A 12,439-nucleotide genomic window follows, 5' to 3' on the forward strand; every position below is an offset into this window, starting at 1 on the left:
CCTTGTCACTGTGTCAGTCCAGGGAACGACCTGCGGGAGGGGTACGTTCCACTCTCCACCGAACGATCACCATGACGTTACCGAAGAGTGACACGTCATCGCAGCTCAGGCCGTTGGTTTCACCGGGAGTCGCCCGCCCTGGGCAGCGCTTTCGCGCCATCCTCGGTGACCCGCGTGGCGCCAAAGTAGTCGGGCGTGTCGATCTTGTCGAACCGGATGACGGCCCCGGTGTACGGCGCGTTGATCATGTATCCGCCGCCCACGTACAGCCCCACGTGCCGGATGGCCCGCGAGTTGGTCAGGTCGTCCGAGAAGAACACCAGATCGCCCGGGAGCAGCTCCTCGCGCGAGGGGTGCGGCCCGGCGTTGTACTGGTCGTTCGCCACCCGGGGCAGCTCGACGCCGACCGTGCGGTACGCGGCCTGGGTCAGCCCTGAGCAGTCGAAACGGCCGCCCTGCTCGGCCGTCCCCGTCCCGCCCCACAGGTACTTCGTACCGAGCCTGCCCTGGGCGAAGTGGATGGCCCCGGCGGCCTGCCGGGACGGCTCGACCCGGCCGACGGGCCGGGCGAAGCTCTGCTCCAGCGTCCTGATGATCTTGACGTAGTTCTGGGTCTCGCTGATCCGCGGGACCCCGCCGGCCTTTATGACCCGGTAGGCCCCCGCGTTGTACGCGGCGAGCATGTTGCTGGTGGGGTCGCCGGGCACCTTCCGAACGTATCCGGCCAACTCGCAGTCGTACGAGGCCGCCGACGGAATCGCGTCGGCCGGATCCCACACGTCGCGGTCGCCGTCCTTGTCCCCGTCGATGCCGTGACCGGCCCAGGTGCCGGGGATGAACTGGGCGATGCCCATGGCGTTGGCCGGGCTCACGGCTCTCGGGTTCCAGCCGCTCTCCTGGTAGAGCTGGGCGGCGAGCAGGGCGGGGTTGATGGCGGGACACAGGTTGCCCCACTTCTGCACCAGCGGCTGGTAGGCGGCGGGGACGGCGCCCTTCGCCAGCCCCACGGCCCCGCCGAGCCCCCGGCCGGCCCCGAGGAGCCCGGAGGCGGCGGAGTAGGTCCCGACGACGAGCAGCGCGACGAAACACACGCACAGCCCGACGGAGACTCCGGCGACCAGCCAGACCCTACGCACCGTCAACCACCCCTATACGCCTCGGCAGTCCGCCGAGCGCCAGTGTAGGTGTCGTACCCCCGTTTCAGGGGGCGGACGTGGAAGGCCGGCCGTCCGGTGACCGCGCCCCGTCGCGCGTTCCACACCCCCCGTCCGCGGGCGGGCGCCGGAGCCCGGGCGCACCCGGCGAGGAGCCCCCCGGCGGCACGCCTGGCCGGGATTGTTGCTAGGTTCCCGGCCAGCAGACGCAACCTGACAACGGGGGACCCTATGGCGCTGAACGCCAAGTGGGACGAGCTGTTCGGAGGGGACGGGACCGCCGCCGGCATGACGCTGGCGTCGGCGAACGCCCCCGCGGGCCCGGGAGGCGGTGGTGACGGCGGCGGCCCCGACCTGAAGGCCGACCAGGGGCCCTGGACGTCCTCCGGCGGCGTGGCGGGTGAGCTGCGCACCACGACCGCGACCGCCGTGGGAGAGCTGGCGGCCGCCCACGAGGGCGTGGCCGCGGGCACCGAGGGCTTCGGCTCGACCGCCACCCTGAACGCCGTCCACGACTCCTGGAAGACCCGCCTGGGCGCCGTACGCGACGAGTGCGGCCGGCTGGCGGGCGCGCTCAGGAGCGCGGGCAAGGACTTCGGGGAACGCGAGACGGACACGACCCGGAAGATGACCAGCGCCACTCCCGGGCGGCCCAGCAGCGGGAGCTGGTAGGCCATGCCCACCTGGCAGCAACTGCGCGACCTCAAGCTCGACGAGTACACGGCCGCCGCCGACGGCTGGGGCAAGCTCTCCAGCCAGGCCAACGCGGCCAAGGACCGGGTCGACAACGAGATGCTCGCCAAGATCCGCGACACCCAGAAGGGCACCACCGCCGACAAGGCGACCGCCGATCTGGAACAGCTCAGCCGCAACTACCAGTACCTGCACACCGAGTGTGGCCTGATCCGCACCGCCCTGAACGGCCTGGCCGCCGAGCTGGCCGGCCCGCAGAAGAAGCTGAAGCAGGCCCTGGAGGACGCGGAGAACCTCAAGTTCACCGTCCACGCCGACGGCTCCGTCGAGTACCCGCAGTCACCGACGGCCCCGATGAAGCTCCCCGACGGCCGGGGCAGCGCCACACCCGGCGCACCCGTCCCGATGGTCCCCGGCCAGGCCGAGGCCAACGGCGACCCCAACAAGGGCAAGGCGGAGGAGATAGCCGAGAAGATCGACGGCGCCCTGCGCGAGGCGGCCGAGATCGACGGCCGCTACTCCCGTGTCCTGGACAAGCTGAAGGCCGCCCCCGGGCTCACCGTCGACGACAGCACGTTCATCGACGCGGCCGCGGACACCAAGGCCCTCCAGGAGGCGGCCGGCGGCTACGCCGACGACGCCAGGATCCCCAAGGACAAGTCGCCCGCCGAGAACGCCCAGTGGTGGAACGGCCTCACCCAGGAGCAGCGCGACGAGTACGCCACGCTCTACCCGGCCTCCGTCGGGGCGCTCGACGGCCTGCCGTCGAGCGTGCGCGACGACGCCAACCGCATGGTCCTGGCCGAGGCGAAGGCCCAGTACCAGCAGGACCTCAAGGGCATCCCGCCGGAGCCGCAGCGCTACCTGCCCAACCCCACCGGCAGCTACCCGGCCGTCGTCACCAACGAGGCGTGGCGGCAGTGGGAGAAGAAGTACGGGGACCGCCGGGCCCATCTGGAGAGCTCCCTGAGCGGTATGAGGGCCATCGAGAACCGCTTCAACCAGACCGGCAGGAACGGACTGCCCGAGGCCTACCTGCTGGCCTTCTCACCGGAAGGACACGGCCGGGCCGTCGTCGCCAACGGCAACCCCGACACCGCCGACCACACCGCGGTCTACGTCCCCGGAACCACGTCCAACCTCGGCAAGGTCGGCGGCGACATCGACCGGATGGCCAACCTGTGGCGCGAGACGGCCCGCATGCCGGGCGCCGGCAACGTCTCGACGATCACCTGGCTGGGGTACGACGCCCCGCAGTCCATCGTCAAGGACGCCCCCTTCAGCCACTACGCGAACGACGGCGCCCCGGCGTACAACCGCTTCATGAACGGCCTGGAGACCGCCCAGGGCGGCCCCGACAAGAGCCACACCACGGCCATCGGCCACTCCTACGGCACCACGCTCATCGGATCGGCCGCCCGCCAGGGCGACCTCCCCGCGGACGACGTCATCCTGGCCGGCAGCCCCGGTGTCCAGGTGGGCTCGGCGGAGGAGATGGACGTCCCCAAGGGGCACGTGTGGAACGAGGAGGCCGACGACGACCCGGTACCCGACATCGGCCGCTACGGGCACGGCGGCAGCCAGTGGCGCCTCGGCGGCGGGGTATGGCTGGTACCCAGCGACGAGCCCTTCGGCGCCAATCAGATGTCCACGGACACCACCGGCCACAGCGACTACTGGAAGGCGAACACCCAGAGCCTGCGCAACCAGGCGGCGGTCGTGGCCGGCCAGTACAGCGAGGTGAAGCACGTTGAATGAGTTCCGGGCCGGTGCCCTGGTGGTGGCCGCGACACTTCTCACACTCACGGGATGCAGCATGTCCGATTCGGCGAAGGACGAGACGGCGAACGACGAGCCGGTGAAGGTCGTCGGCACCCGCCCGCAGGACGAGGTGGACGCCGAGACCAAGCAGATGTCCAGCCAGATCCTCGACCTGATCGCGGTCAAGGGGAAGACCTCCCAGGGCGGCCCCGGTGTCATGTCCTGCGAGGGCAAGGACCGGGACAGGTTCTTCATCATGAACCACCCCTGGAGCCTGACCGCCTCGACCGACGAGGAGCTCGCCCGGGCCATGGCCCGCCTCAAGGAGGAGCTCCCCCGGCACGGCTGGAAGATCGTCAGGTACGGGCCCGACACCAGCCCCTCCAAGAACCTGGAGCTGGTCGCGGACAACGACGAACGGAAGTTCGGCCTCAACATCGCCTTCTGGAAGCAGGACCGCGGCGGCGACAAGAACCCGCCCTCGCTGATCGTCAACGTGGTCTCCGGCTGCTACCAGGTCCCCGAGGGCCAGACGGTCGAGCACTACTGACCCCACCCGTCCCGGCCCGGGCCCGGCGGCCGCGGCGCCGCCGGGCCCGGGCCTCGCTCCGTCCCGGCGCGGTCCCGCGCCGGCCGCGCGCCCCCGTGCCCCAAAGGTGCACCAACGACAGTCATTGCCCGGAGTCACGCTCCGTGATACACAGAGTGACCATACGCGTACTCGCGCAGCTGGGGACCGCCGCCGGCGCAGGTCAGGGCGGCCGGCTCGGTCAAACGTGCGGCGATCGGGTAAAGAGACCCGCGAACCGTGCGTGCGAGCGCGGTTTCATCAGCGAAGATAGTGCGGTGACCCGTGCCGTGGGGCAGGGGCGTCGAACTACCCAACAGGGGCGGTGAGTTACATGTACCTGGCGGCTGAAAAAGGCGACATCACCACCATTATCGGCGGAATCGCTCCCAACTGGGGGCCTTTCGGCAGCCTCGGCAACGAGGCCCGCGTCATGATCGAGGTCGTGATGGCGATCGCGATCCTGCTGTGCCTCGGCATCGCGATCTGGGGCGCGGCCAAGCAGCGCATCGGGGCGACCGCGCTCCGGGACACCTTCAGCGCCGAGCAGGGCAAGGGGCTGATCGTGGCCGGTCTGACCGGTGTCTTCATCATCGGATCACTGGGAACGCTGTTCACCATCGTGTACGGGATGGCCGTCTGACCCTCCATCGGCCCGTCCGGCTCCCCTGAGGTTGCGTCACCTGATGTCAAGTCACCACACACGGCCACCGTCGTACGACGGCCACGCGGAACAGCACACGGTTGAGGGGGCGTACCCGTCATGAGCCTCGGCGAGGAGAACGGCGGCGGCATGGGAGGCGGCACGGGCCAGACCCGTACCCGCCTCCCCGACAGCGGCTCCGGCGACGTGTACGGTGGCGCCCGCCGCCCGACCCGCAGCTCCCGGTCGCTCATCACGGTGGTCGGTGTGGTGGTGCTGCTGATCGCCGCCATCGCCTTCGCCAACAGGAGCGGTGACGCCGGCGGTGACGACCCGGCCGGCGCCACCGGCAAGGGCCCGGCCGCCGCCACCGCCGCGACCGGCGTGCGGCCGGTGGCCGGCAGGAACGGCGCCGCGATCCCCTCCGGCTTCGCGCACACCGAACAGGGCGCCCAGAGCGCGGCGGCCAACTACGCGGTGGCGCTGGGCTCCGACGGCATGTTCAACACGCAGCGACGGCACGAGATCGTCCAGGCGGTCGCGGACGCCGGCACCGCGCAGAAGCTCCAGGCCGCGCTCGACACCGCGTACTCCAAGGGGCTCCTCGCCCAGATGGGCCTCGCCGCCGACGGCACCGCCCCGGCCGGCGCGACGTTCGTCAACCGCACGCTCCCGGCCGGCACCAAGGTGAAGGACTTCGGGGGCGGCACCGCCGACGTCGACGTCTGGTACGTCCACCTGTTCGGGCTGACCGGTGAGACGTCCACCAAGCCGGTGACCAGCGGCTGGTTCACGATGAACCTCAAGCTCAAGTGGAACGGCTCCGACTGGAAGGTGCTGGAGACCTCCCAGAGGACCGGGCCCACCCCGGTCACCGGCGACAACCCCGTGTCCGGATCCGACGAGATCGCCGCGGCGGTCAACGAGTATGGAGGGTTCACCTATGCCCGTTAGCTCTCCGTCCCGCGCCGGCCGCCGCGTCCTGACGGTGTTCGCGGCCGTGCAGACCGCCGTGTTCGTCCTCGCGGCGAAGGCGACGGCCGCGCCGACCCCGCCGGTGCCCACGCCGACCCCCAGCCCCAGCAGCGACGCCTGCCAGAACGTCCCCGGTCTGGCCCGCCAGTACTGCGAGACCGGCGAGGCCGGCCGCCGGGCCCCCGCCGCGCCCACCGACCCCACCACCGCGCTCGACCCGCTGGCCTCCCTCGCGCGCGGCTGCGCCGACGCGGCCGCCTGGATCGTCGGCAAGCTCAGTGAGGCCGTCAAGAGCACCGCCACGGTCGACTTCACCAACCCCAAGTTCCTCCAGCAGTACGCCGTCGTCTTCGCCGCCTCCACCATCCTGACCCTCGTCCTGTGGCTCCTGGCCGTCGCCAAGCGGGCCATCCGGGGCGTACCGCTGGCCACCGCCATGTCGGAGGCCATCGGGTTCCTCTGGCTCACCGTGCTCGCCTCGGCCTTCACCCCGCTGGTCCTCTACACGGTCGTCTCGGCGGCCGACGGCGTCACCGAGGTCATCGCGCGCGGCACCGGCGGCCAGACCGACGCGTTCTTCGGGTCCTTCGCCGAGGCGCTCAAGAAGGGCGACGACATCGGCGGCGGGCCGATCATGCTGATCGTGGTGTCCCTGGTGTCGATCCTCGCCGCCGGGATCCTCTGGCTGGAGCTGGTCATCCGCGCCGCCCTGCTCTACGTCGGCGCGCTGCTGGGCACCGTCGTCTACGCCGGCCTCGTCGACAAGAACATGTGGGGCCACGTCCGCCGCTGGGCCGGGATCATGATCGCGGTGATCCTCGTCAAACCGGTCGTCGTCATCGTCCTCGGCCTCGCCGGAGCGCTCTCCTCCGACGACGGCCCGGACGCCGTCTCCGCCGTCGTGTCCGGTCTGGCGATCATCCTGCTGGCCATCTTCGCCTCCGCGATGATCTACCGCTTCGTCCCCGGCTTCGGCGACGAGATCGCCGCCGCCCGCACCAACCGCAAGCAGGCCACCGACGGGGCCCAGGCCGCCGCCGTCATCTCCTCGCCCGCCGCGCTCGTCTCCCAGGGCATCAAGACCCACAGCAGCCGCAGCCACCAGCAGGGCGGCGGAGGCGGCGACGCCCGGCCCGCCAACCCGGTCAGCGGCGGCGTGGCCGCCCACAGCACCCGTACCGCCCAGGGCGGGGGCGGCGGAGTCACCGCCGCCGCGCCCCCGCCGCGCAGCCCCGGCAGCGGCACCGTCGGCGGCAGCCCCGGCACCAGCACACCGCACAGCCACCGCAAGAGCACCGGCACAGGAAGCACAGGAGGTGGAGGGCGTTGACCACCCAGTCCCATCCGATCGCGCCCCGCCGCACGTATCTCATCGGCCGCGCCCGGCCGAACGCGATCGTCGGCAAGAACCGCGAGACCGGCGAGATCGCGCTGATCATCGCCGGCGCGTTCCTCGGCATGATGAGCGGACTGCTGGTCCCCGTCCTGTCCCTGCGGATCGTGCTGCTGACGGGCTTCCCGCTGCTCGCCCTCGCCGCGGTGTACGTCCCGTACAAGCACCGCACCTTCTACAAGTGGTTCGAGATCAACCGCAGCTACAAGCGCACCCTGCGCCGGGGCACCGCCTACCGCTCCACCGCCATGGAGGCCGGCACCAAGTTCGACGGCCGCGAGGTCGAGGTCGGCCCGCCTCCCGGCATCGGCCGGATCAACTGGCTCGCCGCCCCCTTCGGCCCCGACGAGATCGCCGTGCTGCTCCACGCCGACCGCCGCACCGTCACCGCCGCCATCGAGATCGAGGGCCCGGGCGTCGGCCTGCGCGACAGCGAGGACCAGGAAGCCCTGGTGGACCGTTTCGGCACCCTCCTCAAGCACGTCGCCAACGGCGACGGCTTCGTCACCCGCATCCAGATGCTCGCCCGCACCCTCCCCGCCGACCCCGACGCCCACGCCAAGGACGTCGCCCAGCGCGGCGACACCAACGCCCCGGCCTGGCTCCGCGAGTCCTACGACCAGCTCCAGTCCATGGTCTCCACCTCGTCCGAGCAGCACCGCGCCTACCTCGTCGCCTGTATGCACTACACGCGCGAACTGGCCGCCGAGGCCCACGCCATGGCCCGCGCCGCCCGCCAGGCCTCCGGCGCCGGCCGGCTCGACAAGGACGCCGGCCTCGCCGTCGTCATGGCCCGCGAGCTCACCGACATCTGCGCCCGGCTCGCGGAGGCCGACATCCGGGTGCGCCAGCCGCTCGGCCAGAGCCGCCTGGCCTCCCTGGTCCACTCCATGTACGACCCCGACCACCCCATCGACCACATCCAGGCGATGAGCAAGCGCAACGCCTGGCCGGCCGAGCTGGACGCGGTCGAACCGACGTACCTCCAGGCCAAGACCCGTGAGTCGTCCACCCGCGCCCCCTGGTGCCACGCCACCGCCTGGGTCAAGGAGTGGCCGATGACGCCCGTCGGGGTCAACTTCCTCGCGCCGCTCCTGGTGCACACCCCCGATGTGATCCGTACGGTCGCGGTCTGCATGGACCTCGAACCGACCGAGGTCGCCATCGAGCGGATGCTGACCGAGAAGACCAACGACGAGGCCGAGGCCAGCCGGGCCGCCAAGATGAACCGGACCGTCGACCCCCGCGACATCGCGGCACACGGCCGGCTCGACCAGCGGGGTGAAGATCTCGCGAGCGGCGCGGCAGGCGTCAATCTTGTCGGGTACATCACTGTGTCGTCCCGTTCACCCGAGGCCCTGGCCCGGGACAAGCGGACGATCAGGGCCTCGGCAGGCAAGTCGTATCTGAAGCTGGAGTGGTGCGACCGCGAACACCACCGGGCCTTTGTGAACACCTTGCCGTTCGCGACCGGCATCCGCCGATAGGGGCCTGATCGATGCGAGATCCGCTGTCCGTCCTCACCGATGCCTTCACCTCCTTCCTGTTCGGGAAGGTGGAGACGACCCGCCTGCCCGTCCGTACCTCGACGGGCCAGGCCCAGGCCGTCTACCTGCCGACCGCCGCACCCGGCCTCGGAGACTCCGGCGTGATCATCGGCCGCGAGGTGTACAGCGGAAAGGGGTACATCTACGACCCCTTCCAGCTGTACGGCCAGCAACTGCCCGCCCCCCACTGGCTGGTGCTCGGCGAGTCCGGCAACGGCAAGTCGGCGCTGGAGAAGACCTACGTCCTGCGCCAGCTCCGCTTCCGCGACCGCCAGGTCGTCGTCCTGGACGCCCAGGGCGAGGACGGCGTCGGCGAGTGGAACCTCATCGCCGAGCAGCTGGGAATAACTCCCATCCGGCTCGACCCGATGACCGCCCTGGACGGCGGCATCCGCCTCAACCCGCTCGACCCGGCCATCACCACCACCGGCCAGCTCGCCCTGCTGCGCACCATCATCGAGGTCGCCATGGGCCACGGGCTGGACGAGCGGTCGGGCTTCGCGCTCAAGGTCGCACACGCCTACGTCAACGCGACGATCACCGACCGCCAGCCGGTGCTCACCGACATCGTGGAGCAGCTTCGCCACCCGGAGGCGGAGTCCGCCCTGGCGATGAACGTCGACATAGACGATGTACGGGCCTGGGGCCTGGACGTCGCCCTGGTACTGGACCGGCTGGTCGACGGTGACCTCCGGGGCATGTTCGACGGCCCCACGACGGTCGGCATCGACCTCGACGCCCCACTGATCGTCTTCGACCTCTCCCACATCGACCGCAACTCCATCGCCATGCCCATCCTGATGGCGATCGTCGGTGTGTGGCTGGAACACACCTGGATCCGTCCGGACCGCAAGAAGCGCATCTTCCTGGTGGAGGAGGCGTGGCACATCATCAACAGCCCGTTCGTGGCGCAGCTCTTCCAGCGGCTGCTGAAGTTCGGCCGCCGGCTCGGCCTGTCCTTCGTGGCGGTCGTCCACCACCTCAGCGACGTGGTGGACGGCGCGGCGGCCAGAGAGGCGGCGGCCATCCTGAAGATGGCCTCCACCCGGACCATCTACGCCCAGAAGGCCGACGAGGCCAAAGCGACCGGCCGTGTGCTGGGGCTGCCGCGCTGGGCGGTGGAGATCATCCCGACGCTCACGCCCGGTATCGCCGTGTGGGACGTCAACGGCAACGTGCAGGTGGTGAAGCACCTGATCACCGAGGCTGAACGGCCACTGGTCTACACGGACCGCGCGATGACGGAGTCCTCACAGCCCGATGAACTGCCCGAGGACCTCCGGGCCGCGGAGTGGGAGGCGGAGCAGCGCGCGGCCCTCATCGAACAGCAGACCGGCGGGCCGGCGAACGGGCCGATGAAGGCGCCCCCGCGGTCGACGGTGGCATGAGATGGAGCGCAAGTCGACGGACGGAGGCATTCCGGACGGCCTGCTGGTGGGGCTGCTGGGGTTCCTGCTGGGTGTGACCGTGCTGGTGTGGACGGCCACCGGCCTGGCCGCGCTGTTCACCCACGGCGCGTGGCCGGACGGGGTCACCTTCTCCAACACCCCGGCCGCCATACGGTCCCTGGTCTCCCACCCGCACGACCTGCCGGCCGCCTGGCCGGGCACACCGGTGGGCCGGCTGTCCGGGTACGGCCTGTTCTGGGGCCTGTTCATCGGGGAGCTGCTGGTGCTGGTGGTGCTGACGGTGTTCGTGCTCGGCACCACGGCACGGTGGCGGGCGGTCCGGGCGGCCCGCGCGCAGCAGCGACGCGCCCTGCTGGCCGGTGACGCCCCGGCCGGCGTCCCGCACCGGACCCCGTCGGCCGCCCCGGTGACGGATACGGTGACACATGCCGTGCCGGAGACCCCGCCGGGCGCGGGGCACGCGCCGGCGGCGCCCGCACCCATGGCCACGCCCGCGCCGGTCGTCACACACGTGTCGGCACCCGTGCCCGTGGTGCCGCCCGCCGCCGGGCCACCGGCCGTGGCTGTGCCTGCCGACGTGTCTGCGGACGTGCCTGCGGGAGGCACGCCGCACCTGCCCGCCGTCCCGGCCCCCCGTACGCCCCGCGTCGTCTACGGCGGTCCCGCCGACCGGCGCCCCACCGCCCTCCAGGCCATCATGGACGCCGAGGGCCCCGCCCTGGTCGTCACCTCGGACCCCAGCGTGTGGGCCGACACCAAGGACGCCCGCGGCAAGCTCGGTCCGGTCCTCGTCTACGACCCCGGCCACCTGTGCGACACGCCCGCCAGGCTCCACTGGTCGCCCACCGAGGGCTGCGAGGACACGGACACCGCCGCCGCCCGCGCGAGCGCGCTGCTGGCCCCGGTACGGCCCCGCGCCCGCGTCGACGCCGCCGTGGCCGACACCGCGGAAACACTCCTCCGCTGCTGGCTGCACGCCGCCGCCGTGGACGGCCGCCCCTTCAAGCAGGTCCACCGCTGGGCGCAGAACAACGGCACCCACGAAGCCGTACGCATTCTCCGTACGCACCCCAGGGCGACCAACAGCCATGCCGGCCTGCTGGAGTCCGCCCTCACCGCCTATCCGGAACGCCGTGAGGTCGCCCAGGAGTTGACCGTACGGGCCTTGTCGTCCCTCTCCTCCGTCCACATCAGGGAAGCCTGCACGTCCAACCGAACTGATTCCCTGACCTTGGAATCATTCGTACGTGAAGCGGGCACCCTTTATGTAGTGGGGGAACCGATCGAGGATCCCCGTACCGGCCCGGGCGCGATGCCGCTGCTCACCGCGCTCGCCTCGCACGTGGTCGAGCACGGCCGCCGCATGGCCGCACGGTCATCCGACGGTCGGCTCGACCCACCAATGACCCTCGTCCTCGACGACGTCGCCGCCGTCGCCCCGCTGCCCCTGTTGCCCGAGCTGCTGACGGCCGGCCAGGGCATCGGGCTCCCAGCGCTTGTCCTGATGCGATCGGCGGAGCAGGGCCGCGCCCGCTGGCCGGGCCACAGCCTCACTCCCTGACGGGACGCCTCACCTCGTACTCGAACTCGCACCCGGTGGGCTCCCCCGCCATGGGCACGGTACGGCCGGACGGCAGGAAGCCGACCTTCCGGTAGAACGCCGCCGCCCGGGGGTTCTCCCCGTGCACATGGAGCCGTACCCGCTGGATCACCGGCTCCTCCAGGGACCAGGACCACGCCAGCGCCGCCCGGAGCAGCCCGCCGGCCACCCCGCTGCCCCGCACCTCGGGCCGTACGTACACCCCGACCACATGCGTCTGGTCCGTCGTCGGCGCCTCGCCGAACCGGGCCTTGGTACCTGACCGCTCCACGAGCACGGTGGTCGTCCCGGCCCATGAGCCGTCCGCTGCCTCGGCGATGAACTGCCGCGCTGCCGCGCTGCCGTCCGCCGCCCCGGCCGTCCGCTCCTGCCAGTAGGCGTCCGACCGGCCGCGCGCTTCCTCGTACGAGTCGAGAAAGGCGACCGGCGCGGCCGGGTCCTGGAGCGCGTCCAAGCGGATCGCCCTGGCCTTGCGCCACTCGTCGGCCCGTACGGGCCGGATCACATACTTCATACCTGGATCCTGACCGGCCCCGGGCGACCGGGCAACGCATTTTGGGTGCACGCACAACGCAAAAATGCCTCGGTCCCCGGACATTACTGTCCGGGGACCGAGGCTCAAAAATTGTTCGGCGGCGTCCTACTCTCCCACAGGGTCCCCCCTGCAGTACCATCGGCGCTGAAAGGCTTAGCTTC

Annotated in this window: 11 protein-coding genes; 9 read left to right on the forward strand and 2 right to left on the reverse strand. The window is 71.2% G+C overall.

Annotated elements, in window-relative coordinates; all coding sequences use genetic code 11:
- Nucleotides 1-119 precede the first annotated feature (119 nt).
- Nucleotides 120-1,136 (reverse strand): bifunctional lytic transglycosylase/C40 family peptidase, encoded by a 1,017-nt coding sequence (locus AB0H53_RS15150; protein ID WP_362112078.1) that lies wholly within the window; start codon nt 1,134-1,136, stop codon nt 120-122.
- Nucleotides 1,137-1,385: 249 nt separating this feature from the next.
- On the opposite strand from AB0H53_RS15150, the gene AB0H53_RS15155 reads away from it, so the two are divergent.
- The 9 genes from AB0H53_RS15155 (at nt 1,386) to AB0H53_RS15195 (ending at nt 11,704) form a co-directional block, all read left to right on the forward strand.
- Entirely contained in the window at nt 1,386-1,826 is a 441-nt protein-coding gene (locus AB0H53_RS15155; RefSeq protein WP_362112019.1) for a hypothetical protein, read from the forward strand.
- Nucleotides 1,827-1,829: 3 nt separating this feature from the next.
- Nucleotides 1,830-3,605, forward strand: coding sequence for an alpha/beta hydrolase (locus tag AB0H53_RS15160; RefSeq protein WP_362112022.1), 1,776 nt, complete (start codon nt 1,830-1,832; stop codon nt 3,603-3,605).
- 58 nt (nt 3,606-3,663) lie between these two features.
- Nucleotides 3,664-4,158, forward strand: coding sequence for a hypothetical protein (locus AB0H53_RS15165; RefSeq protein ID WP_362112025.1), 495 nt, complete (start codon nt 3,664-3,666; stop codon nt 4,156-4,158).
- A 352-nt stretch (nt 4,159-4,510) separates the two neighbouring features.
- Nucleotides 4,511-4,819 (forward strand): hypothetical protein, encoded by a 309-nt coding sequence (locus AB0H53_RS15170; protein ID WP_362112081.1) that lies wholly within the window; start codon nt 4,511-4,513, stop codon nt 4,817-4,819.
- Nucleotides 4,820-4,939: 120 nt separating this feature from the next.
- Nucleotides 4,940-5,773 (forward strand): hypothetical protein, encoded by an 834-nt coding sequence (locus AB0H53_RS15175; protein ID WP_362112027.1) that lies wholly within the window; start codon nt 4,940-4,942, stop codon nt 5,771-5,773.
- A complete protein-coding gene (locus AB0H53_RS15180; RefSeq protein ID WP_362112030.1) occupies nt 5,763-7,124 on the forward strand; it encodes a hypothetical protein in 1,362 nt (453 codons plus the stop codon). The genes AB0H53_RS15175 and AB0H53_RS15180 overlap by 11 nt, the downstream gene beginning before the upstream one ends.
- Nucleotides 7,121-8,674 carry an SCO6880 family protein gene (locus AB0H53_RS15185; protein ID WP_362112033.1) on the forward strand — a complete coding sequence of 518 codons (1,554 nt, stop codon included), beginning with the start codon at nt 7,121-7,123 and terminating at the stop codon, nt 8,672-8,674. The genes AB0H53_RS15180 and AB0H53_RS15185 overlap by 4 nt, the downstream gene beginning before the upstream one ends.
- 11 nt (nt 8,675-8,685) lie before the next feature.
- Nucleotides 8,686-10,122 (forward strand): ATP-binding protein, encoded by a 1,437-nt coding sequence (locus AB0H53_RS15190; protein ID WP_362112036.1) that lies wholly within the window; start codon nt 8,686-8,688, stop codon nt 10,120-10,122.
- 1 nt (nt 10,123) lies between these two features.
- The gene (locus AB0H53_RS15195; RefSeq protein WP_362112039.1) at nt 10,124-11,704 is read left to right on the forward strand and encodes a type VI secretion protein; all 1,581 of its coding nucleotides are present in this window, start codon (nt 10,124-10,126) and stop codon (nt 11,702-11,704) included.
- Here the strand turns inward: AB0H53_RS15195 and AB0H53_RS15200 are convergent.
- Nucleotides 11,694-12,257 (reverse strand): GNAT family N-acetyltransferase, encoded by a 564-nt coding sequence (locus AB0H53_RS15200; protein ID WP_362112042.1) that lies wholly within the window; start codon nt 12,255-12,257, stop codon nt 11,694-11,696. The two genes, AB0H53_RS15195 and AB0H53_RS15200, sit on opposite strands and share 11 nt — an antisense overlap.
- Between the last annotated feature and the right edge of the window lie 182 nt (nt 12,258-12,439).

The organism is Streptomyces sp. NPDC050856 (assembly GCF_040653855.1).
Lineage (GTDB): Bacteria > Actinomycetota > Actinomycetes > Streptomycetales > Streptomycetaceae > Streptomyces.